The 23,072-nt window shown below is 63.9% G+C and carries 24 protein-coding genes; 7 read left to right on the top strand and 17 right to left on the bottom strand.

Annotated elements, in window-relative coordinates:
* Positions 1-2: 2 nt before the first annotated feature.
* Positions 3-386, bottom strand: coding sequence for a hypothetical protein (locus tag AC2FM3_RS08790; protein ID WP_093964407.1), 384 nt, complete (start codon positions 384-386; stop codon positions 3-5).
* A 179-nt stretch (positions 387-565) separates the two neighbouring features.
* On the opposite strand from AC2FM3_RS08790, the gene AC2FM3_RS08785 reads away from it, so the two are divergent.
* From AC2FM3_RS08785 to AC2FM3_RS08775, 3 genes are all read left to right on the top strand, one after another.
* Positions 566-1,495, top strand: coding sequence for a DnaJ C-terminal domain-containing protein (locus AC2FM3_RS08785; RefSeq protein ID WP_496680712.1), 930 nt, complete (start codon positions 566-568; stop codon positions 1,493-1,495).
* Complete coding sequence (locus AC2FM3_RS08780) at positions 1,492-1,836, top strand: hypothetical protein (RefSeq protein ID WP_496680709.1); 345 nt, start codon at positions 1,492-1,494, stop codon at positions 1,834-1,836. Before AC2FM3_RS08785 ends, AC2FM3_RS08780 begins: the two co-directional genes overlap by 4 nt.
* A gap of 84 nt (positions 1,837-1,920) precedes the next feature.
* Positions 1,921-3,600: a U32 family peptidase gene (locus AC2FM3_RS08775; protein WP_496680707.1), complete on the top strand. Its 1,680-nt coding sequence runs from the start codon at positions 1,921-1,923 to the stop codon at positions 3,598-3,600.
* On the opposite strand, the gene AC2FM3_RS08770 is transcribed toward AC2FM3_RS08775, so the two are convergent.
* The 5 genes from AC2FM3_RS08770 to AC2FM3_RS08750 all read right to left on the bottom strand — a co-directional run bounded on the left by AC2FM3_RS08770 (position 3,582) and on the right by AC2FM3_RS08750 (position 7,013).
* Positions 3,582-4,202 (bottom strand): cytochrome P460 family protein, encoded by a 621-nt coding sequence (locus AC2FM3_RS08770; protein ID WP_496680705.1) that lies wholly within the window; start codon positions 4,200-4,202, stop codon positions 3,582-3,584. The genes AC2FM3_RS08775 and AC2FM3_RS08770 overlap by 19 nt on opposite strands.
* A 217-nt stretch (positions 4,203-4,419) precedes the next feature.
* The gene (rlmN, locus tag AC2FM3_RS08765) at positions 4,420-5,607 is read right to left on the bottom strand and encodes a dual-specificity RNA methyltransferase RlmN (RefSeq protein ID WP_496680704.1); all 1,188 of its coding nucleotides are present in this window, start codon (positions 5,605-5,607) and stop codon (positions 4,420-4,422) included.
* Positions 5,608-5,691: 84 nt separating this feature from the next.
* Complete coding sequence (locus tag AC2FM3_RS08760) at positions 5,692-6,069, bottom strand: lysozyme inhibitor LprI family protein (RefSeq protein WP_496680702.1); 378 nt, start codon at positions 6,067-6,069, stop codon at positions 5,692-5,694.
* Between the two features lie 82 nt (positions 6,070-6,151).
* Entirely contained in the window at positions 6,152-6,319 is a 168-nt protein-coding gene (locus AC2FM3_RS08755) for a hypothetical protein (RefSeq protein ID WP_496680700.1), read from the bottom strand.
* Positions 6,320-6,476: 157 nt separating this feature from the next.
* A complete protein-coding gene (locus AC2FM3_RS08750; protein WP_496680697.1) occupies positions 6,477-7,013 on the bottom strand; it encodes an invasion associated locus B family protein in 537 nt (178 codons plus the stop codon).
* A gap of 179 nt (positions 7,014-7,192) precedes the next feature.
* Here AC2FM3_RS08750 and AC2FM3_RS08745 point away from each other — a divergent pair, with 179 nt between their 5' ends.
* Positions 7,193-8,191 (top strand): asparaginase, encoded by a 999-nt coding sequence (locus tag AC2FM3_RS08745; protein WP_496680696.1) that lies wholly within the window; start codon positions 7,193-7,195, stop codon positions 8,189-8,191.
* 3 nt (positions 8,192-8,194) lie between these two features.
* On the opposite strand, the gene AC2FM3_RS08740 is transcribed toward AC2FM3_RS08745, so the two are convergent.
* From AC2FM3_RS08740 to hutI, 8 genes are all read right to left on the bottom strand, one after another.
* A complete protein-coding gene (locus tag AC2FM3_RS08740; RefSeq protein WP_496680694.1) occupies positions 8,195-8,515 on the bottom strand; it encodes a YciI family protein in 321 nt (106 codons plus the stop codon).
* Between the two features lie 19 nt (positions 8,516-8,534).
* Entirely contained in the window at positions 8,535-8,972 is a 438-nt protein-coding gene (locus tag AC2FM3_RS08735) for an SRPBCC family protein (RefSeq protein ID WP_496680692.1), read from the bottom strand.
* A complete protein-coding gene (locus tag AC2FM3_RS08730) occupies positions 8,960-9,289 on the bottom strand; it encodes an ArsR/SmtB family transcription factor (RefSeq protein WP_496680690.1) in 330 nt (109 codons plus the stop codon). The genes AC2FM3_RS08735 and AC2FM3_RS08730 overlap by 13 nt, the downstream gene beginning before the upstream one ends.
* 50 nt (positions 9,290-9,339) lie before the next feature.
* The gene (gene serB, locus AC2FM3_RS08725; RefSeq protein ID WP_496680688.1) at positions 9,340-10,218 is read right to left on the bottom strand and encodes a phosphoserine phosphatase SerB; all 879 of its coding nucleotides are present in this window, start codon (positions 10,216-10,218) and stop codon (positions 9,340-9,342) included.
* Positions 10,219-10,290: 72 nt separating this feature from the next.
* Positions 10,291-11,973: a urocanate hydratase gene (gene hutU, locus AC2FM3_RS08720; protein WP_496680687.1), complete on the bottom strand. Its 1,683-nt coding sequence runs from the start codon at positions 11,971-11,973 to the stop codon at positions 10,291-10,293.
* Complete coding sequence (hutG, locus tag AC2FM3_RS08715; RefSeq protein WP_496680685.1) at positions 11,970-12,785, bottom strand: N-formylglutamate deformylase; 816 nt, start codon at positions 12,783-12,785, stop codon at positions 11,970-11,972. Before hutG ends, hutU begins: the two co-directional genes overlap by 4 nt.
* Entirely contained in the window at positions 12,782-14,320 is a 1,539-nt protein-coding gene (gene hutH / locus AC2FM3_RS08710; RefSeq protein WP_496680683.1) for a histidine ammonia-lyase, read from the bottom strand. The genes hutG and hutH overlap by 4 nt, the downstream gene beginning before the upstream one ends.
* On the bottom strand, positions 14,317-15,522 hold the full coding sequence (gene hutI, locus AC2FM3_RS08705; protein WP_496680681.1) for an imidazolonepropionase: 1,206 nt from the start codon (positions 15,520-15,522) through the stop codon (positions 14,317-14,319). The genes hutH and hutI overlap by 4 nt, the downstream gene beginning before the upstream one ends.
* 81 nt (positions 15,523-15,603) lie before the next feature.
* On the opposite strand from hutI, the gene AC2FM3_RS08700 reads away from it, so the two are divergent.
* The 3 genes from AC2FM3_RS08700 (at position 15,604) to AC2FM3_RS08690 (ending at position 19,304) form a co-directional block, all read left to right on the top strand.
* Complete coding sequence (locus AC2FM3_RS08700; RefSeq protein WP_496680679.1) at positions 15,604-16,965, top strand: formimidoylglutamate deiminase; 1,362 nt, start codon at positions 15,604-15,606, stop codon at positions 16,963-16,965.
* Positions 16,966-16,993: 28 nt separating this feature from the next.
* Positions 16,994-17,698, top strand: coding sequence for a histidine utilization transcriptional repressor HutC (gene hutC, locus AC2FM3_RS08695; protein WP_496680677.1), 705 nt, complete (start codon positions 16,994-16,996; stop codon positions 17,696-17,698).
* An 88-nt stretch (positions 17,699-17,786) separates the two neighbouring features.
* Entirely contained in the window at positions 17,787-19,304 is a 1,518-nt protein-coding gene (locus tag AC2FM3_RS08690) for a malonate--CoA ligase (RefSeq protein ID WP_496680675.1), read from the top strand.
* On the opposite strand, the gene AC2FM3_RS08685 is transcribed toward AC2FM3_RS08690, so the two are convergent.
* The 3 genes from AC2FM3_RS08685 to AC2FM3_RS08675 all read right to left on the bottom strand — a co-directional run bounded on the left by AC2FM3_RS08685 (position 19,305) and on the right by AC2FM3_RS08675 (position 22,906).
* Positions 19,305-19,811, bottom strand: a complete 507-nt coding sequence (locus AC2FM3_RS08685) for a hypothetical protein (RefSeq protein WP_496680673.1) — start codon at positions 19,809-19,811, stop codon at positions 19,305-19,307.
* A gap of 276 nt (positions 19,812-20,087) precedes the next feature.
* Complete coding sequence (gene serA, locus AC2FM3_RS08680; protein WP_496680671.1) at positions 20,088-21,683, bottom strand: phosphoglycerate dehydrogenase; 1,596 nt, start codon at positions 21,681-21,683, stop codon at positions 20,088-20,090.
* Between the two features lie 68 nt (positions 21,684-21,751).
* A complete protein-coding gene (locus AC2FM3_RS08675) occupies positions 21,752-22,906 on the bottom strand; it encodes a phosphoserine transaminase (protein WP_496680669.1) in 1,155 nt (384 codons plus the stop codon).
* Between the last annotated feature and the right edge of the window lie 166 nt (positions 22,907-23,072).

Genomic DNA, 23,072 nt, shown 5'->3' with positions numbered 1-23,072 from the left:
CCTTATTTCTTGGGCTCGCGCAGTTCGGTGAAGACGTAGATCGGCAGCAGAACCCCGGCGATCAAGGCGCCCAGCCACACCAGAAGCGTCGCCGCCAGCAGGTTCGAGATACCGCCGACGGTCAGCCCTGCGGCGACCAGATCGGTGATCAACAGGCCCACGAAGGTGACCACCAGCGCGATGCCGCCCTTCAGCGCCGGCACGTTCTTTTCCCCGATCTTCAGGATCAATGGCTCGGCCACGACCTGAACCAGGGTGAACACGATCACCACCACGATGAAGGACACCGGCTTGATCGAAAAGCCGGTCAGCAACAGGCTGGCCAACAACAGACCGATGGCATTGCCCGCCAACAGGGCCAGGGCCGACTTGATTCTGCGTGACATGCGTTTGACTCCATCCGCAACAGTTCGAAACATGCGGATATTATCAGGATGCCGGAATTTTTCGAGAAAATTCAATCTTCTCGGTATTCGGTCCTGTTGAAATTCCATGACACGACACAATCTGAAAGGTTAACTGCCAACAACATCCACTGGCGCAACCCATCAGAAACGAGAGATATATGAGCGACAATCCATATTCGGTGTTGGGCGTCTCGAAAGACGCCAGTGCCGCCGAAATCAAGAAAGCCTACCGGCGCATCGCCAAGGACTGCCACCCGGACCTCAAGCCCGGGGACGCCAAGGCCGAGGCCAAGTTCAAGGCCGCCGCCGCAGCCTATGACCTGCTGAAGGACCCCGAAACCCGGGCAAAATTCGACCGGGGCGAGATCGACGCCTCGGGCCAGGAGCGCCCGCAGCAGCAATACTACCGCGAATATGCGGAAACCGCGGGCAACCCCTATCGCGCGGGTGGCGGGGTTGAGGACGACGACATGTCCGATATCTTTGCCCAGTTCTTCGGCAACCGTGGCAACGGAGGCTTCAACGGGGGGCGTGCGCGCGAGTTTCATGCGCCCGGTCACAACGTGAACTACAGCCTGCAGATCAGCTTCCTGGACGCGGTCTTTGGCGCCACGCAAAAGCTTACCCTGCCCAGTGGTGACCGGATCGAGGTGAAGATCCCTGCCGGCATCACCGACGGCCAGACCATCCGCCTGCGTGGCAAGGGCGCGCCGGGCTATGGCGAGGGGCCACCGGGTGACGCGCTGGTCACGATCCGCGTGGCTGAACACCCGGTATTCAAGCGCGAGGGTGACGACATCCGCATCACCCTGCCGATCACCATCGACGAGGCCGTTCTGGGCGGCAAGGTCCCCGCGCCCACGATCGACGGCCGGGTGAACGTGACCGTGCCCGAGGGCACCAGTAGCGGCAAGACCCTGCGTCTGCGGGGCAAGGGCGTCAGGAAACGCGGCTCGGACAAACGTGGCGACCAGCTGATCGAGCTGAGCGTGGTGATGCCCGACAAGATCGACGACGAACTGAAGCAGTTCATCCAGAACTGGCGCAATTCGCACAGCTATGACCCGCGGAAAGGAATGCCGGCATGACCCGTTCTCTGACCGAAGCCGAACTGATCGAAGCCGTCCAGAGCCTGACCTCGGAGCGGTTGTCCCGTTTCCTGTCCGCCCGGATCGTGATCCCGCGCCAGTCCGACCAGGGGCTGGTCTACGAGCGGCTGGACATGGCGCGCCTGCAACTGGCCTGCGAGCTGGACGACCAGTACGAGATGGAGCCCGACGCCCTGTCGATGGTGCTGTCGCTGATCGACCAGATACACGGTCTGCGGGCGGAACTGCGCGAGGTGCTGCGCGCCATCGACGCCCAACCCGACCCGGTGCGCAACCAGTTGGTCGAACGGATCGGAACAGCGCGGTTCCGTCGCAGTTAGAGCCTGCGTGCAAGGCTGGTTTGCCCTTCTGGAGTCGGTGGTTTTACCTTAGAAGGCGCCATCGAGTCGGAACCGGGTGCTGCGATGACACGGACCAAGTCGGAATTGCTGATGCCTGCGGGCAATCTGCGCAAGCTGAAACTGGCCATCCTGTACGGGGCGGACGCGGTCTATCTTGGAACGCCCGACATGTCCCTGCGCACCAAGTCCGAGTTTTCGCTGGACGAGGTGATCGAAGGGGTCGCGTTCTGCCACGCGCATGGACGCCGCGCCTATCTGACGCTGAACCTGTTCTCGCACAACAAAGACATCCCAAAGCTGGATCAATACATCGACACCGTCCGCAAGGTACGGCCCGACGGGTTGATCATCGCCGACCCCGGCGTGTTCCAGTACGTGCGCGACCGCGCGCCCGAACTGCCGCTGCATATCTCGACCCAGGCCAATATCTGTTCGTGGCTGTCGGTGAAGTTCTGGCAGGATCAGGGCGCGGAACTGGTGGTTCTGGCGCGCGAGGTCTCGTACCCCGAACTGGTCGAGATCCGCGAGAAATGCCCCGACATCCGGCTCGAGGCCTTCGTGCACGGTGCAATGTGCATGACCTATTCGGGCCGCTGCCTGCTGTCGAACTTCATGGCCGAGCGCGGCGCCAACCAGGGCAACTGCGCCAATTCCTGCCGCTGGAACTATGCGCTGAAGCTGCGCCTGAAGGACGGCACCCATCAGGAACTGCGGATCACCGAGGAAAACGCCGACCTGTTCGAATTCCTGCTGGAAGAAGGCTGCCGCCCGGGTGAACTGATGCCGATCGAAGAGGATGATCGCGGCTCGTACATCCTCAATTCGCGCGATCTGTGCATCATGCCCAAGCTGGACGAATACCTGAAGATCGGTGTCGACAGCCTCAAGGTCGAAGGGCGCGGCAAGTCGGAATATTATGCCGCCATCGTCGCGCGCGCCTATCGCATGGCCATCGACGACTATTATGCCGACCCCGAGAACTGGGACCCGAAACCCTATATGCGCGAGTTGGAGACCGTGGGAAACCGCGGCTATACGCTGGCCTTTCACGAGGGGCGGCTGACCAATTACGCGCATGATTACGAGCACACCGCGACCATCGCCCAATGGGAATATGCCGGGCTGGTGACCGACGTGACCGAGGATGCGTTCCTGGTCGAGGTGAAGAACAAGCTCGAACCCGGCGACGTGCTGGATTTCGTCTCGCCCATCTCGCGCGAGACGGTCCTGCTGCGCGTCTACGAGTTCGAACGCGCCAGCGACGGAGCCAAGCTGGACGTGGTGCATGGCAGCACGAAAACCGTGATCCGCCTGCCGTTTGCCCTGTTCGATCACGAAGACCCCGACGACCTGCGCGCCTGTTTCCCGGTATATTCGGTCCTGCGCAAGGAACGTGCCCTGACCGACGAACATTGGAGCCGCATCCGCTTTGACAAGCTGGTGCAGGGGTTGGAAACCTCGGGGCGCGACAATCCCGCGGCCTATGCGCGCCGCCGCGACGAGCTGGTGGAGAAGATCGGACAGGACGGCACCGCGCGCCGGTTCAAGACCAACCGCGTCGGCACCGAGGGTTGCTGCGGCAAGGGCTGCAACGGCTGCTTGATCTTCTGGCAGGATGACAAATACGCCCTGGCGCGTCAGGTTCTGTCGAAACGCAAGCAGGGTGAACAGCTCAGCCGGCGTGAGGCCGCCGCCCTGAAACTACCCGGTGACGCGGCCCGCGATCAGTTGCCGACGCGGTAATCCTCTGGCACGAAGAACGTATAGTCGCGGTCAGCGACCGCTTCGTGGCAGACATGGCAATAGGCAACCGCCCCCGCGCGATCCCCCATCGTGTCGCCGAACAGCGACCCGTCGGGCATCACCATGACATAGCGCCAGTCGGCGGTGTCGGGGCTGGTGCCTTCTGGCAGTTTCTCCATCACGAACAGGGCGCCGGGATGCACCCGGCCCTCATCCGTGACGGTCATGCTGTCCTTGGCCAAGACCGAGCCCACGGGCAAATCTTCCCCCGGTTGCAACGTGCCATAATTGTGGGCCATCCGGTTGGCATAGCTGTTGACGTAGCGCTGCCCATGCGTGGCCGACAGGTACGGTGCGTCGTTGAACAGCGGCCAGTGCTGATAGTTCATCAGTTGATCCAGATGCGCGGTGGCATATCCGCGATCCATCTGTTTCTTCAGGGCGCGATAATGCTGCTGCGCGTCCTCTTTGCTCAGCTCCGCCGGGTTCTCGATCGCCAGATGCGCCTCGGTCTCGTTGGATTGCGCCCATGAAATGGCGGCGCCCGATGCCACCAACGCGGCGGTCATGCAGATCGTTGACAGTTTCGTCAGTGCGTTCATGTATTGGCCCACCCTGTTCAAGGCTTGCCTGAATTCCGCAGATTTCCCCGACAAATAGGAGCGGACTGGTCGAAACGCACCAGAAAACGGACTGTCCAACTCACCGTCTTGTGCGCAGATTTCACGTGCGCGCAACAGCGCACGTCTCATGGCTCAAGACTACCAAATCCGGCGATAAAATTACAGACCATTTGCCCGCGAACCCGCGGGCGTCGAATCAACCTTTCAGCCCGGCCTCGGCCTCGATCTGGCGGCGCGATTTGCGGGCGCGCTCGGTGGCCGATTTCAACTGACCGCAGGCGGCCATGATGTCGTCACCCCGCGTCTTGCGGATGGGCGAGGCGTACCCGGCCTGATAGATGATGTTGGCAAAGGCCCGGATCCGGTTGTTCGAGCTGCGCTTGTAGGGCGCGCCCGGCCATTCGTTGAACGGGATCAGGTTGATCTTGGCCGGAATGTTGTGGCGCTTGATATGGTCGATCAGGCGATGGGCGTCCTCGTCGCTGTCGTTCACGCCGTCCAGCATCACGTATTCAAAGGTGATCCGCTCGGAATTCGACGCGTTGGGATAGCTAGCCAGAGCCTGCAGCAGTTCCTCGATGTTCCAGCGCTTGTTGATCGGCACCAGAACGTCGCGCACCTCGTCTGTGGTGGCGTGGAACGAGATCGCCAGCAAGCAACCGATCTCTTCCGCCGTGCGGGCGATCTCGGGAACCACGCCCGAGGTCGACAGGGTGATACGCCGGCGCGATAGAGAAATGCCCTCGGGGTCCATCGCGATCTTCATCGCGTCGCGGACGTTTTCGAAATTGTAAAGCGGCTCGCCCATGCCCATCAGCACGATGTTCGACAGCAGGCGCGTCTCGTTCTTGGGCGCGCCCGGGGTGGGCCATTCGTCCAGATCGTCGCGCGCCATCATCACCTGACCGATGATCTCGGCGGCAGTCAGGTTGCGTACCAGCTTCTGCGTTCCGGTGTGGCAGAACGAACAGGTCAGCGTGCAGCCCACCTGCGAAGAGATGCACAACGTGCCGCGATCCTCTTCGGGGATGTAGACGACCTCGACCTCGTGCCCACCGGCGATGCGCACGAGGTACTTGCGGGTGCCGTCGGACGAGATCTTGCGGGTGACGACCTCGGGGATTTCGATCACGAAATGCTCGGCCAGCTGCGCGCGATAGGCCTTGGCCAGATTGGTCATCTGGTCAAAGTCGCGCACACCCCATTGATAGATCCACTGCCAGATTTGGTTCACCCGCATCTTGGCCTGCTTTTCCGGGGTGCCGTGTTCGATCAGAACCTCGCGCAGCCGGTCGCGGGTCAGACCGACAAGGTTGATCTTTCCCTCGGGCAGTTTGCGGGGAATGGTCACGACATCCTGGGTGATCGGCGCTTTGGCGGTCATGGTGGTTCTCGGGCGTTCTGGCTTGGGATGCGCCTCTATATAGGAACGCCGGCAAAGATCAAAAGGATTCGTGCAACTCGGGTGTCAGTTCACGTACCGCAGCAGTTCGGTCACCCGGGTCCGCCCCAGCTCGACCCGGCACGAGGTGATCGCGATACCCGTTCCCGATCCACCACCATAGGACGCACCCACCGCCTCGCATTGCGCGTCGCGATAGGCCTGCCACGCGGCTTGAGAGGCCTCGAGCGCAGGCAGCGCGACGGTGCGCCCGGTGACCTCGTCCAGTTCCTTCGCAGCATTGGCCGCGAGACCGAAGGCCTGCACCAAAGCGGCCTCGACATTGGCTTCAGCCTGACCGACGCAGGCGCCGATCTCAACCTGCGATCCGGCATCGGTGCATTCCAATGCGGGGTCCGCGAAAACCGATGCCGGCACACATATCACTGCCCAAACCCAACGCATGGCTAGCCCCTTTATCGCTGTGCACTGAAACGAACGTTAGCACGGCAGAAGGGTTTGGGCACGATTCATGCGTCCGTTGCTATTACAGCCCCGCCGGCGGGATGTAACAATCCTCGGCGTCCAGTTTCTTGACCGGATCGTTCGGGCCGCACTGCTCACCCGTGACCGGATAGGTGTCGGCGGATTTCTCGCAGGCGCTCAGAACGGCGGCGGCAGCGACCAGAAGAACAAGGAATGGTTTGGTGGTCATGGCGTGGCTCCTTTGGTTTGAACTGAACCGGATTGTTCAGGTTCAAGCCGCTTCGGCCTTGATACGGATCAAATCGAGCCGGCGACGTAGCGGAAACCTGCACCGAAAAAAGCTCCGCCGGATGGGCGGAGCTTTCGCATGGAGCCAAGAACGGTTCTTACTGCTGGGTGCAGCGTTTCTCGGCCTCTTCGATGGCCGCGGTGAAGCCCAGCAGCGAAAAGGTGTCCTTGGTCTGGGTTCCGCGCGCCGACCGGGCGGTCAGAACGGCTTCGGTGCCGCGTTTCATCGCGGTCACGATCTTGGCGTCATCCGCGGCGCTGGCCGGCCACGCCCATTCGCCTTCGGTGAACAGCTCGAATTCGTTGTCGTCGATCTTCAGGTTGACGGTCGATCCCGGCGCAAACGGGTATCCGCCGGTAAAGGTGACCTGCCCTTTGACCTCGGCATTCGGACGGTAGAACACGAACAGCAGAATGTCGCTGCGCCGCACCGACACGACCCGCCCGCCGCGGGTATTCACCGTTTCCTTGGGCGCCGAGACGCTCCAGCATTCGGTCGGATCGTCCTCGACGAAGACGCTCCAGTCGGTCTTTGCCGCCACCCGGTTCGTGCTTGTCGCCTGCTGGGCGATTGCGGTCGTGGCCATCCCCGCCACGCAAAGGCCCGCGATCACGCGGACGAGCTTCGATCTCATCTGTTCAGCCTCCTGGCTCGACCCACACCTCAACTCCACCCCGGATGGCCGCGAACCCTAACGGTCCGTCTGTTGCAGTTGCGCATCCGGATGATTGCCGACATACACACACTAACGCAGGTTTCGCCACAGGCGAAAGGGCGATTGGCAGAATTTTGCGCACATTCCGGAGGGACGACATGACGCAACCCGTACCGATGACCGAACTATGGCGCGGACCGCTGTTGGAGAGCCTTCATCTGGGCCATGCGGTGATCTGCGACGACAGCGGTCAGATCGTGCGCAGTTGGGGCGATCCGAATGCGGTGATCTATCCGCGGTCGTCGGCCAAGATGATCCAGGCGCTGCCGCTGGTCACCTCGGGCGCGGCGGCCAAATACGGGCTGGGCTCCGAGCACCTAGCACTGGCCTGCGCCTCGCACAACGGCGCAGCGATCCATACCGAACGCGTGACCGCATGGCTGGATCATCTGGGCCTTTCCGAGCCCGATCTGCGCTGCGGCCCGCAGGAGCCGGCCGACATGGCCGCGCGCGACGGCCTGATCCTGGCCGATGACACGCCCTGCCAGATCCACAACAACTGCTCGGGCAAGCATTGCGGGTTCCTGACCCTTGCCCGGCACATGGGTGCAGGCCCCGAATATATCGAGATCGACCACCCCGTGCAGCAGGCCTGCCTGTCGGCTTTCGAAGAGACCACGGGCGAGGATAGCCCATGCTACGGGATCGACGGCTGCTCGGCGCCCAATTTCGCCACTTCGCTGGTGGGGCTGGCACGGTCGATGGCGTGGTTTGCCTCAGCCGGCGACCGGTCGGACCGGGCCAGCGACGCGGCCCTGCAATTGACCCGGGCGATGGTCGCCCACCCCGAGTTGGTGGCCGGGGAAACCCGCGCCTGCACCGAACTGATGCGCGCGATGAACGGGCGTGCCGCGATCAAGACCGGGGCCGAGGCCGTATTTGTCGCGATCATCCCGGAAAAGAAGATGGGCGTGGCGTTGAAGATCACCGATGGCGCCACCCGCGCCAGCGAATGCGCGATCGCCGCCATTCTCGTCAGCCTCGGCGTGCTCGAAGCCGATCACCCGGCCACGCGCAAATTCATGAACGCCACGCAATACAGCCGCCGCGGGCTGGAATGCGGCGTGATCCGCCCCGCGCCGGGTTTCCCCGGGTAAGGGTCACATCTCGATCTCGTGGATCTCGGCCACCTCGACCGAGCCCGAGCCGTTGACCACCATGGGGCAGCCCTTGGCCATCTCGGTGGCGGCTTCGATGCTGTCGGCCTTGACCACGGTAAAGCCCGAGGCCGGGTTGGCCCCGCCATTGTCGGTCACGCCATCGGCGCTGACGGTATAAGATTGGCCCACCGGGTTGCCGGGGATTTCCAGCGCCGGCCCCATGTTCTGGAACCACGCGCCCCAGGCGGCCATGGCGGCTTCGATCTCGGCCGGGTCGGTCGGCGTGGTGCCACCGTGGTAGACAAACAGGTACTGAGGCATTTTCTGGTCTCCCTTTTGGTCAGACAGGGTTGGCAAGCCGGGCTTCCAGCTTGCGCAGCGACGAGGTCCAGCCGCTTTCATGATTGGCCGAGACGTCGTCATCGCCCAGATCGCGGTGATCGAGGATCAGGCGCGCCCCGGTGCCGGTCGGCTCGACCGTCAGCGTTACATGGCTCTCGGCGCCGCGTTGGTCCTGGTCGTCATGCCAGCCCCAGGTGAACCCGACCGAGTTCGGCGGGTCCACATGGGTCACATGCCCGGACACCTTGAACCGCTGCCCGTCGCCATTGACCATGACCGAATACCACGGACCAAGGCGCGAGAAATCCAGGTCGTGCTCCGGCACCTCGACCCCTTCAGGGCCCCACCACTGCAACAATCTGGTTCCGTCGCTGATCCAGACGAACAGGGTTTCGGCGCTGACCGGAAAGTCGCGCACCAGCTTCAGGTCGGCCATGAGGGGTCCTCCTGCAGAATGTCGCCCAGGCGGTCCAGGCTTGCCTCCCAGAACTTGCGTTTCGAGATGGTCCATTCGGCAATCGCCCGCAGCCCCTCGGGGCGGATCGAATAGATCCGCTGGGTGCCGTTGACGCGCAGGCTCACCAGCCCGGCCTGCCGCAAAACCTTCAGGTGCCGGGAAATGGCCGCGCCGGACATACCCTTGCCCCGGGCAAGGTCGCCTGCGGGCAGTTCGCCCTGATCCATCAGTTGTTCAACGATCGTGAATCGGGTCGGGTCGGACAGGGCCGAAAAGGCATCGAGCAGCGTGTTCATGCCCATTGTTTAACACGAATGTTAAACAATGAAAACCCGAAACCGTCGGATCAGCCCTGCGCAAAATCCGATCGGGCATATCCCTGCAGGTACAGCAGCGCGGTCAGGTCGCCATGGTTGATGCGCACGTCACACTGCGCGGCGACCGAGGGTTTGGCGTGCAAGGCCACCCCCGTCCCGGCACGCTCCAGCATGCCCAGATCATTCGCCCCGTCGCCCACGGCGATCACCTCGGCCTCGGAAATACCCAGCCGGGCCGAAATCTGTTCCAGCGCCTCAACCTTGGCCTGACGGCCCAGGATCGGGCGCTGCACGTCACCTGTCAGCTTGCCGTCCGCCGCCAGCAGCGTGTTGGCGCGGTTCTCGTCAAAACCCAGCAGCTCGGCCACGCGGGCCGTGAACGCGGTGAACCCGCCCGAGACCAGCGCGGCATAGCCGCCATTGGCCCGAATCGTAGCAACCAGTTCTCGGCCGCCCGGCATCAGGGTGATGCGTTGGTTCAGCACCCGGTCGATCACCGACACGTCCAGCCCCTTCAGCAGGCCCACCCGCTCGGTCAGCGCGCCTTCGAAATCCAGTTCGCCATTCATGGCGCGGGCAGTGATGTCCTTGACCCGCTCGCCCACCCCGGCCTCGTCGGCCAGTTCGTCGATGCATTCCTGCTGGATCATCGTGCTGTCCATGTCGGCCAACAGCATCTTCTTGCGGCGGCCCTGGGCCGGCTGCACCACCAGATCGACGCCTAGTTTCTGCAGGTCGGCCCAGACATCCCAGCGGTTTTCCGGAACCGCCGGCAGAGTAAATTCGGCCGCCTCGTCGGGGCTCAGCCACTGGATGTCGCCCCCACCCCAGGCATTGCGCAACGCGTCGATCAGCGCCCCGTCCAGCGACGGCGTCTTGGGGTTGGTCAACAGGGTGGCTACGTACATCTTGATCCTCCGGAAGCCTGCCCTGCGCATATCGCAGGCGCAGCATTTCCGCCAGAGGCCAATTCCGCGCCGCTACCCCAGAATGCCCGGCAGGCGCAGCCCGTGTTCGCGGGCGCAGTCCTTGGCGATGTCATAACCCGCATCCGCATGGCGCCACACGCCCGAGGCCGGGTCGTTCCACAACACCCGCTCCAGCCGCCGCGCGGCGTCCTCGGTGCCGTCAGCGCAGATCACCACGCCCGCGTGTTGACTGAAGCCCATGCCGACCCCGCCGCCGTGATGCAGCGACACCCAGGTCGCGCCGCTGGCGGTGTTGATCAATGCGTTCAGCAGCGGCCAGTCCGACACGGCGTCGGACCCATCCAGCATCGCCTCGGTCTCGCGGTTTGGGCTGGCGACCGAGCCGCTGTCCAGGTGATCTCGGCCGATGACGACCGGTGCGCTCAGCTCTCCATTCGCGACCATCTCGTTGAAGGCCAGCCCGGCCCGGTGCCGGTCGCCCAGCCCGATCCAGCAGATCCGCGCGGGCAGACCCTGAAACGCGATCCGGTCACGGGCCATGTCCAGCCAGCGATGCAGATGCTCGTTCTCGGGGAACAGCTCTTTCATCTTGGCGTCGGTCTTGTAGATATCCTCGGGGTCGCCCGACAGCGCGCACCAGCGGAACGGGCCGATGCCACGGCAGAACAGCGGGCGGATATAGGCCGGGACGAATCCGGGAAAGGCAAAGGCGTTCTCCAGCCCCTCGTCCTGCGCCACCTGCCGGATGTTGTTGCCGTAATCCAGCGTCGGCACGCCCGCGTTCCAGAAATCGACCATCGCCGCGACATGCTGCTTCATCGAGGCGCGCGCGGCCTTTTCCACCGCTTTAGGGTCTGTTTCCCGCTTTTCGCGCCACTGCGCCAGAGTCCAGCCCAGCGGCAGATACCCGTTGATCGGGTCGTGGGCGCTGGTCTGGTCGGTCACGATGTCGGGGCGCATCCCGCCCGCGGCCATGCGGCGGTAAATCTCAGGGAAGATCTCGGCCGCATTGCCCAGCAGACCCACGGATTTCGCCTCGCCCGCCTTGGTCCAGCGGTCGATCATGGCGAGCGCCTCGTCCAGCGTTTCGGCCTTCTCATCCAGGTATTTGGTGCGCAGACGGAAATCGATGCTGTCGGGGTTGCATTCCACCGCCAGACAGCAGGCCCCGGCGAAGACTGCCGCCAGGGGCTGTGCCCCGCCCATGCCGCCCAGCCCCCCGGTCAGGATCCATCGCCCGGTCAGGTCGCCGCCATAGTGCTGGCGCCCGGCCTCGGCGAAGGTTTCATAGGTGCCCTGAACGATGCCCTGCGTGCCGATATAGATCCACGACCCGGCCGTCATCTGGCCGTACATCATCAAGCCCTTCCGATCCAAATCGTTAAAGTGGTCCCAGGTCGCCCAATGCGGCACGAGGTTGGAATTGGCGATCAGAACCCGCGGCGCGTCCTTGTGCGTTCGGATGATCGCCACCGGCTTGCCGGACTGCACGATCAGGGTCTCGTCGGCCTCGAGATCCTTCAAACTGGCTACAATAGTGTCGAAATCTTTCCAGGTTCGCGCCGCACGGCCGATGCCGCCATAGACTACCAATTCGTGCGGGTTTTCGGCAACGTCGGGGTGGAGGTTGTTCATCAGCATCCTCAACGGGGCCTCGGTCAGCCAGCTTTTGGCATTCAGGTCCGGCCCGGTCGGTGGAAAGACGTCACGGGTGTTCTTGCGCGGGTCACTCATTTCGGGGCTCCTTTTTCGGCCAGTGCGCCCGACAAGGCCAAGGCACGCAGGCGGTCAAGCATCTCTTGCAGGTGCGGGCGCAGGCGTTCAGCCCGGTCCGCGCGCCAGGTCCAGGGCGGGGTCTCGTCCATATAGGCGCGTTGGGCGATCTCAATCTGGATCGCATGTATGCCCTTGTCCGGGCGGCCATAGTGCCGGGTGGTCCAACCGCCCTTGAATCGGCCGTTCAGCACCGCGGTACAGCCCGACGCCTGAGCCACGGCATCCACCGCCTGCGCGACCTCGGGTGCGCAGGTGGTGCCGTCATTGGTGCCCGTGTTGAACACCGGCAACTCTCCGTCGAATAGGAAGGGGATCAGGGACCGGATCGAGTGGCAGTCGAACAGGATCACCACGCCATGCCTGGCCCGCACCCGCTCCAATTCTTCCTGCAACGCGGCGTGATAGGGAGCGTGGAACTTTTCGCGCCTCTCCTCGATTTCATCTTCCGACGGTTCCTGTCCTTCCAGCCATATGGGTTGCCCGTCGAAATCGGTCAGCGGCACCAGGGTCGTCGTGTTCTGCCCCGGATAGAGCGACACGCCCGCCGGATCGCGATTGGCGTCGATCACATAGCGGTGCACGCGGGACTGAACCACCGTCGCATCGCTCAAGAGCCCTTGATAGAGCCTGTTTATGTGCCAATCCGTGTCGGCCAACGCCCGGCCGGTCTGGTTCAGGCGCGCATGGATCTCCTCGGGCACGAAGGTTCCGCCATGCGGTTGGCCCAGCACGATCGGGCTCTGCCCTTGCTGCACCTCGACCACGATCATGCCGTCACCTCCGGGAGCGGTACGCCCAGCGCCTCCAGGATCGCGCCGCTGGCCACAAGATCCTTGGCCTGTTCCAGTTCCGGGGCCAGGTACCGGTCCTCGGCCAAAGGCGGGATGTCGGCGCGCAGCCGCGCAATCACCCGCTGCAAGGGCGCGCTGGTGACTAGCGGGGCGCGGAACTCGACGCCCTGAGCGGCGCAGAGCAGCTCGATCCCCAGAATGTGGTTGAGGTTTTCCACCATACGCGTCAAACGCCGCGCACCGTGGGCGGCCATCGAGACGTGATCTTCCTGGTTGGCCGAGGTGGGCGTGCTGTCGGTGACGCACGGGTTGGCCAGATGCTTGTTTTCGCTCATCAGCGCGGCGGTCGTGACCTCAGCGATCATGAAGCCGGAATTCAGACCCGGGTCGGGGGTCAGGAATGGCGGCAGGTCGAAGCTGAGAGTCGGATCCACCATCAAGGCGATCCGGCGCTGCGCGATGGCACCGATCTCGGACAAGGCCAGTGCAATCATGTCGGCGGCAAACCCCACCGGTTCAGCGTGAAAATTGCCGCCCGAGACGATCGTGTCGGGATCGGACAGCACCAGCGGGTTGTCGGTGGCCGCGTTGGCCTCGGTCTGCAAGGTCGCGGCGGCCTGCCGGATCACGTCGATCGCGGCACCGGTGACCTGCGGCTGACAGCGGATGCAATACGGGTCCTGCACGCGACTGTCACCCTCGCGATGGCTTTCACGGATTTCCGAGCCCTGCAACACGGCGCGCATGGCGCTGGCGGCCTCTATCTGGCCGCGATGACCGCGCAGAGCGTGAATCTCGGGTTGAAGCGGCGCAGTGGACCCCATGATGGCATCGGTCGAAACGGCCGAAACGACCAGCGCGTTTTGCGCCGCGCGCCAGCCTTCGAACAGGCCCGCCAAGGCGTAGGCTGTCGAAAACTGGGTGCCGTTGATGAAGGCCAAGCCCTCCTTCGGCCCCAGCTGAACAGGCTCTAACCCGGCTTTTTTCAAGGCTTGGGCGCCCGGCATGACCGTACCGTCCAGTTCGGCTTTGCCTTCACCGATGACCACCGCCGTCATGTGGGCCAGCGGCGCCAGATCACCCGAGGCCCCGACCGAGCCCTGCGCCGGGATCACCGGGGTCACGCCACGGGCGAGCATCTGTTGCAGCAGGTCCACCAGCGCCCACCGCACGCCGGATGCGCCGCGCCCGAAGGACAACAGCTTGAGCGCCATCATCAGGCGCGCCAATCGCCGCGGCACCGCCGGGCCAACCCCGCAGCAATGGCTGAGGATCAGGTTGCGCTGCAGCGCCGAGGTGTCCTTGGCCGCGATCTTTAGGCTGGCCAGCTTGCCGAAACCGGTATTCACGCCATAGACGGGCTGGTCACCGGCGGCGGCCTCGGCGATGCGAGCGGCGGCGGCCTCGACAGCCGGGCGACAGCAATGATCCAGAACCACCGGCGTTTCGTTCCAGTAGATGTCCGCCAGTTGGGCCAGCGAGACCTGTCCCGGAACCAAGGTCAGAGCGCTCATGCCTCCCCTCCGAAAATGCGTGCGTGCAGCGGGTTGAACCCGATCCGATAGGCCAGCTCGGCCGGGTGAGAGACGTCCCAAACAGCCAGATCCGCCCGCTGGCCAGGCGCAATCGTACCGGCATCGGCCAGCCCAAGCGCGCGGGCGGCATTGCGGGTGACCCCGGCTAGTGCCTCGGCCGGGGTCATGCCAAACAGGGTGCAGCCCATGTTCATCGACAGCAGCAGCGACGTCAGCGGCGAGGACCCCGGATTGCAATCGGTGGCCAGGGCCATCGGCACCCCGGCCTTGCGGAACAGGTCGATCGGCGGGGCCTGCGTTTCCCGCAGCGTGTAGAACGCGCCGGGCAGCAGAACCGCAGTCGTTCCGGCCTCGGCCATGGCGTCCACCCCTGCGGCGTCCACATATTCGAGATGATCGGCCGACAGGGCGCCGTAGGACGCCGCCAGCCGGGCCCCGCCCAGATTCGACAATTGCTCGGCATGCAGCTTGACCGGCAGCCCCAGCTCACGCGCGGCGTCGAACATCCGCGCGATCTGAGCCGTATCGAAGGCGATTCCCTCGCAGAACCCGTCGACCGCGTCGATCAGCCCCTCGGCATGGGCCGCGCGCAGGGTCGGGATGCAGACCGTGTCGATATAGGCGTCCGCGCGCCCGTTGAATTCGGGCGGGATCGCGTGCGCGCCCAGAAAGCTGGTCATTACCCGAACCGGGCGCAGCTGCGGGATCTGACGGGCCACGCACAACATGCGCAGCTCCGCTTCTGGCTCCAGACCATAACCCGACTTGATCTCGATGCAGGTCACCCCTTCGGCGATCATGGCATCGACGCGGGGCAAGGCGGTGTCCAGCAACTCCTGCTGGCTGGCCGCGCGAGTGGCCGCCACCGTGGACAGGATACCGCCACCGGCCCGGGCGATATCGGCGTAAGAGGCACCGTTCAGACGCATCTCGAACTCGGCGGCGCGATTGCCGCCAAACACGACATGAGTGTGCGGGTCGATCAGGCCCGGCGTGATCAGGCGATCCCGGTAATCAATGACCGGGCCGGCCTGTCGCGCCAAGGGGTCCTGCCAAGATCCCACCCAGTCTATCCGGTCGCCGTTCAGCACGATGACGGCATCCTCGATCAGGCCATAGGGCGACGCGCCTTCGGCCATGGTCGCAACGTGCTGACAGCGGAGGACAGTTTTTTCGGCCATGGCGATTCTTTTGGACTCCCGTTGCAGTTGGATTTTTCGTATACGGGTAAAAGTCTAAAGTCTACACAAATTGAACGCAGTATGATGATACACGCAAAAACCGCTTTGTTAGGCTATAATTGGGTTCCGAACCTGCGGGTGGAAATCACCGAAGGGCGGATTGCCGGGCTGCAGGCCAACGTCCCGCCCGCGCCCGGTGATACATGCGTCGATCTCTTGCTGCCGGCCCTGTCGAACCTGCACAGCCACAGCTTTCAACGCACCATGGCCGGGATGACCGAGACCCGGACCGCTGGCCGGGAAAGCTTCTGGAGCTGGCGGCAGCTGATGTACCGGTTTCTGGAGAACCTGACGCCTAGGCATATCGAGGCCATCGCCGCCCTGACCTTCCTTGAGATGCAGGAGGCCGGATATGCTGCGGTCGGCGAGTTCCACTATGTCCATCACCAACCCGGCGGCGCGCCCTATGCCGATCTGTCCGAACTGAGTCAGCGCATCTTTGCCGCCGCGCAGCAGACGGGGATCGGGCTGACCCATCTGCCGGTGCTCTATACCTTTGGCGGAGTCCGGCAAGAGGCTTTGACCGGCGGGCAAATGCGGTTCGGCAACGATCTGGTCCGCTATCTGGACCTGCTCGACGCGACCCGGGACCGGGCCCGACAGGCCCCGGCCGACACCGTTGTCGGCATCGCCCCGCATTCGCTGCGGGCCACCCGCCCCGGCGACCTTTGCGCCCTGATCGACAACGTCCCGGACGGCCCTGTTCACATCCACATCGCCGAGCAGGTGAAAGAGGTTCAGGACGTGCAGGCCGCTTTGGGCAGCCGTCCGGTGGAGTGGTTGCTGAACACCCTGCCGGTCGATGACCGCTGGTGCCTCGTCCACGCCACCCATATGACGCCCGGCGAAACCCGGGCCCTAGCACGGTCGGGCGCCGTGGCGGGGCTGTGCCCGATCACCGAGGCCAATCTGGGCGACGGTATTTTCGAAGGTCCGACCTTTGTTGGTGAGAACGGGAGGTTCGGGGTTGGATCAGACTCTAACATTCGGATTTCGCTGCCCGAGGAACTGCGGACCCTCGAATATTCGCAACGCCTACGCGACCGCACGCGGGCGGTTCTGGTGCGGGGCGAAGGCTCGGTCGGGCATGCACTGTATACAGGTGCGGCCCAAGGCGGCGCGCAGGCGCTTGGGCGCGACGCCGGCGAAATCGCCCCAGGCAAGCTGGCCGATCTGGTGGCCATCGACCGCGCGCACCCGACCCTGTGCGCACTGCGAGACGACCAACTGCTGGACGGGCTGTGTTTCGCGGCCCCCGACGGGCTGGTAACCGATCTGTGGTCGGCCGGCCGCCACATGGTCCGCGCCGGGCGCCACGTCGCGCGCGACACGATCATCCCCGCCTATCGCCGGGCCATTGCCGATCTGCTGTCCCGAGTCTAATCAACTCCAACACCAAGCCGAGCGCCCTATGACCCAAAGCCCCGAGACCACCAGCTACAAGGACATCAAACAGACCGTGCTAGGCCGCATCCGTTCCGGCGAATGGCGGCCCGACACACTGCTGCCCAACGAAGAGGAACTGGCGGTCGAGTTTTCCTGCACCCGCACCACGGTGAACCGCGCGCTGCGCGAACTGGCCGAGGAGGGTTTCCTGGAACGCCGCCGCAAGGCGGGCACCCGCGTGTCCAGCGCCCCGCAGCGGCAGGCCCGCTTTACCATCCCGCTGGTACGCGACGAGGTCGAGGCCATGGGCGGCACCTATCGGTATGCACTGGTCTCGGCGCTGACTGAGACCGCGCCAGAATGGCTGGGGGCGCGGCTGGCGCTTACACCGAGGCAGCGCGTGGTGCATGTGCGCTGCATGCACTATTCCGGCAACACCCCCTTTCAGTTCGAGGACCGCTGGATCGTCATCGACAGCGTGCCGCAGGTCGAACAGGCAGATTTCTCCGCCATCGGCCCGAATGAATGGCTGGTGCAGACGGTCCCCTTCACCAATGTCGAACTGTCCTTTCTGGCCAGCCGGGCCGACGCCACGCTGGCCGGTTTTCTGGACGTGACCGAAGGCGAGCCGGTCTTTACCGCCGAACGCATCACATGGCTGCAGGGCGCACCTGTGACGCTGGCCAAGATGTATTTTGCCGCTGGCTATCGCATGACCACCCGGCTCTGATGCAAAAAGGCCCACAACAGGGTCTTTACCAGCGGCGCAATCCGATACAGGGTCCGGATCGGCAGCACCGCAATCAGGAGGACCCGAAATGGCCAACCCGCTTTATGATCGTCTGTTCGGCATCCATGCGGGCAAAGACACGCCGTTTCTGCATCTTCCGGACGGCCGTACGCTGACCCATGCCGCGTTTCTGGACATGGCGGCGCGGGTGGCCAATGCGCTGACGGGGCTGGGGCTGGAACCGGGCGACCGGGTGGCGGTTCAGGTCCACAAATCGCCCGAGGCGCTGGCGCTGTATGCGGCCTGCGTTCAAGCCGGGCTGATCTTTCTGCCGCTGAACACCGCCTATACCGGCGCCGAGCTGAGCTATTTCATCGATAACAGCGGCGCTGCGCTGGTGGTCTGCGATGCGGGTACGCTGTCCGAACTGGAGCCCATTGCCCACAGCCATGGCGCGCGGGTCGAAACGCTGAACGCCGACGGCTCGGGCAGCCTGATGCGGCGCGCGCTGGGGATGCTGCCGGCGTTTGAACCGGTGCGCCGCACTTCGGACGATCTGGCCGCGTTTCTCTATACCTCGGGCACTACCGGGCGGTCCAAGGGCGCCATGCTGACGCAGGCGAACCTGCTTTCGAACGCCGAAACGCTGGTGCAGGAGTGGCGCTTCACCGCGGATGACGTGTTGCTGCACGCGCTGCCGATCTTTCACACCCATGGCCTGTTCGTGGCCACCAATGTCATGCTGTCGGCCGGCGGGTCGATGATCTTTCTGCCGGGCTTCGATCTGGACGACATCCTGCGCCTGATGCCCAAGGCCACCTCGATGATGGGGGTGCCGACCTTCTATACTCGCCTTCTGAACGACGACCGATTCACCGGGGATCTGGCCCAACACATGCGGCTGTTCATTTCCGGCTCGGCGCCGTTGCTGGCCGAAACCCACACGCGGTTCGAGCAACGCACCGGCCACCGGATCCTGGAACGCTATGGCATGACCGAGACCAACATGAACACCTCGAACCCCTATGACGGCGAGCGCCGCGCCGGGACGGTGGGCTTTCCGCTGCCGGGGGTCGAGTTGAAGATCACCGACCCCGAAACGGGCGATCCGCTGCCGCAGGGCGAGATCGGCATGATCGAGGTGCGCGGCCCGAACGTGTTCAAGGGCTATTGGCAGATGCCCGAGAAAACCGCCGCCGAGCTGCGTGAGGACGGGTTCTTCATCACCGGTGATCTGGGCCGCATCGACGCTGACGGCTATGTGCATATCGTCGGGCGCGGCAAAGACCTGATCATCTCGGGCGGCTACAACATCTATCCCAAGGAAATCGAGCTGGTTCTGGATGAACAGCCCGGCGTGCTGGAAAGCGCAGTGATCGGCGTGCCGCACCCGGATTTCGGGGAAACCGTTCTGGGCATACTGGTGCCCGAGGCCGGCGCGGCACCGGATCTGGGCGCGATCATGGATGCGGTGAGCCAAAGCCTTGCCCGTTTTAAACATCCCCGCAAGCTGATCCTGCTGGACGAATTGCCCCGCAATACGATGGGCAAGGTGCAGAAAAACGTTCTGCGCGAGACCTACAAGGACATGTTCGCGGGCGGCTGATCAGGGGCGCAGCGGCACGCGCCCGGCTTCGGTCAGCAGCCAGCAGTCGCGCCCCCCGAACACGGCGACCCCGGTTTGGCGGCCATAGCCCGCGCCGATGTCCAGGTTGATGCGGTTCCTGTAATGGGTGGGGTGGTCCACCACCGTGTGGCCATGCACGATCAGCTTGGGGTTCGGGGTCTGACGGGCGTGAAAGCTCTGACGGAGCCAAACCAGATCATCCTCGGCCTGCGCGCTCAGCGGCACGCCCGGCCGGATGCCGGCATGAACAAAAGCAAGCTCGGGGGTCTGGTGCTTCCGCACCAGGTCTCGCAGAAATGCCTTGTGCGCAGCCGGCACCGCCGCGTGAGCCGCGCGATGCACACTCTGCAGCCGGATGCGATCTTCGAATTCGACACCATAGCTGCGCAGGGTTTCGGTTCCGCCCAGCCGCGCGTGCAGCAAGTGGTAGCCGACCAGAAGATGCGGATCATGGCACAGCTCATCCTGCAGGAACCACGCGAACATCCGGTCATGGTTGCCCAGCAGCGTGGCCCAGTTTCGCCCCGCGTCGCGCCCGGCAATCAGCCGGTCCAGCAGACCCCTGCTGTCGGGCCCCGATCGACGTAGTCGCCCAGAAACACGATCCGCACATCGCGTCCGCCATACTGCTCGATCAGGGACAGGGCGCGGTCATGCCGATGTCTCCGTTCCGGGCCGGGTTGGATTTGCGGGCCTTTGCAACGACAACGCCTGCACCGGGCGGGTGCAGGCGTCAATCGCTTTCATCCGGGTCTTGCCGGATCAGATCACGTCGAACTCCAGCGGCTTGATCTGGGTGAACAGCCCGGTTTCAGCCAGCTTGGCGCGGGCTTCAGCCGGAACCGGCTCGTCAACATACAGCAGCGCGATCGCCTCGCCACCCGCCTGGGCGCGGCCCAAGGTAAAGTTGGCGATGTTCACGCCATGCTCGCCCATGGTCTTCCCCAGGGTGCCGATGATGCCCGGCACGTCCTCGTTGGTGGTGTAGAGCATGTGCGCGCCGACCTCGGCATCGATGTTGATGCCCTTGATCTGGATGAAGCGCGGCTTGCCGTCGCTGAACACGGTACCCCCGATCGAGCGTTCGCGCTTGTCGGTCACCACGGTCACTTTGATATAGCCCTCGAAGGCGCCCGACTTGTCCTGATTGGTGGTCGAGATCTTGATGCCACGCTCTTTGGCCACGACCGGGGCCGAGACCATGTTCACCTCGGGGTTCGAGCGCTTCATGATCCCCGCTACCACCGCGCAGTTCAGCGCCGCCAGGTTCATCTGCGCCGCCACGCCGTCATACAGGATGTTGATTGCCTTGATCGGCTCGTCGGTCATCTGGCCGATGAAGCTGCCCAGATGGCCGGCCAGCTTGATCCAAGGCCCCATGACCTTGGCCTCTTCGGCGGTGACGCTGGGCATGTTCAGCGCATTCTCGACCGCGCCGGTCAGCAGATAGTTCGAGATCTGCTCGGCCACCTGCAGCGCCACGTTTTCCTGCGCTTCGGTAGTCGCCGCGCCCAGATGCGGGGTGCAGACCACGTTGGGCAGGTCGAACAGCGGGTTTTCCTTGGCCGGCTCTTCGCTGAACACGTCGAAGGCTGCTCCCGCGACATGGCCGGATTTGATCAGTTCGGCTAACGCCTCTTCGTCGACCAGACCGCCGCGGGCGCAGTTGATGATGCGCACGCCCTTCTTGGTCTTGGCCAGATTCTCGCGGCTGAGGATGTTGCGGGTCTGGTCGGTTAGCGGCACGTGCAGGGTGATGAAATCGGCCCGCGCCAGCAGCTCGTCCAGCTCGACCTTTTCCACGCCCATCTTGTCGGCCTTCTCCTGGCCCAGATAGGGGTCATAGGCGATGACCTTCATCTTCAGGCCATGCGCCCGGTCACAGACGATGCCGCCGATATTGCCGGCACCGATCACGCCCAGCGTCTTGTTGGTCAGCTCGACCCCCATGAATTTGGACTTTTCCCACTTGCCCGCATGGGTGCTGGCATTGGCCTCGGGGATTTGACGCGCCACGGCGAACATCATCGCGATGGCGTGCTCGGCGGTGGTGATCATGTTGCCGAACGGCGTGTTCATCACGATCACGCCCTTTTTCGAGGCGGCTTCCTTGTCGATATTGTCGGTGCCGATGCCGGCGCGGCCGATCACCTTCAGCTTGTCGGCTTTTTCCAGGATCTTCTCGGTGACCTTGGTGGCCGAGCGGATGGCCAGGCCGTCATAGTTGCCGATGATCTCGGCCAGCTTTTCCTTGTCCTTGCCCACGTCGGGCATGAAATCCACGTCGATGCCGCGATCACGGAAGATCTGAACCGCGGTTTCGCTGAGCTTGTCGGATACGAGTACTTTGGGGGCCATGTGCGTGGTCCTTGAATGGAATGATAACTCCGGGCCGGACACGGCCCGGATCTTGTAAGGGAAAGGGGTCAGGCGGCTTCGGCCTGGGCTGCGATCTCGGCCTCGAACGCCCATTTCAGCCAGGGCAGCATCGCCTGGATGTCGGACGTCTCGACCGTGCCGCCGCACCAGATGCGCAGCCCGGCCGGCGCATCGCGGTACGCGCCGATGTCCAGCGCCACGTTCTCGGCCTCCAGCCGCTTGGCGACCGCCTTGGCAAAGCTTGCGCCGTCGCGAATGCGCGGATCGGTGAATTTCAGGCAGACGCTGGTGTTCGACCGGGTGGCCGGGTCCTCGGCCAGGTTGTCGATCCAGTCGTTCTGGTCGCAGAATTCGAAAATCGCCTGCGCATTGGCATCGGCGCGGGCGATCAGGCCCTGCAGCCCGCCGACCGAGCGGGCCCAATCCAGCGCGAAAAGGTAATCCTCGACCGCAAGCATCGACGGCGTGTTGATGGTTGCGCCGGTAAAGATGCCCTCGTTTAGCTTGCCGCCCTTGGTCAGGCGGAAGATCTTCGGCAGCGGCCACGCAGGGGTATAGCTTTCCAACCGCTCGACCGCGCGGGGGCTGAGGATCAGCATGCCATGCGCGGCCTCGCCACCCAGAACCTTCTGCCAGCTGAAGGTGGTGACATCCAGCTTGTCCCAGGGCAGGTCCATCGCAAATGCGGCGCTGGTGGCGTCGCAGATGGTCAGGCCGGCGCGGTCATCGGCGATCCAGTCGCCATTCGGAACCCGCACGCCCGAGGTGGTCCCGTTCCAGGTAAAGACCACGTCATTGTTGAAATCGATGGTCGCCAGATCGACGATCTGCCCGTAATCGGCGGTTTTCACCTCGGCGTCGATCTTCAGCTGTTTGACCACGTCGGTGACCCAACCCGCGCCAAAGCTTTCCCAGGCCAGCATCTCGACCTTGCGTTCGCCCAGCAGCGACCAAAGCGCCATTTCCACCGCACCCGTATCCGAGGCCGGAACGATGCCGATACGATAGTCGGCCGGAATGCCCAGCACTTCGCGCGTGCCTTCGATGGCGGCCTTCAGCTTGTCCTTGCCGATGGCGGCGCGGTGCGACCGGCCCAGCGCGGCACCGGCCAGCTTGTTCAGCTCGAATGTGGGGGGTTTGGCGCAGGGGCCCGAGGAAAAACGCGGATTGGCCGGCCGCGTTGCCGGTCGTTCGATGGTCATTGGTGTTACCCTTCCAGATATACGCCCCTCGTTGGGGAGGGGTGTCCCGCGGCCAGACCTAGGGGGCCGCAGATGGACGGGCAAGCGGAAAAGACGCTTTGAATATCAAAAACGACATGGGCGGTGACGCCAAATTGGAACACAGGTTTCCGATCGGCGCATTTTG

It is taken from the genome of Ruegeria sp. BHSB172 (assembly GCF_059613165.1).
Note: the sequence above shows the minus strand (reverse complement) of the source record. Positions and strands in the feature narration are given on the sequence as shown.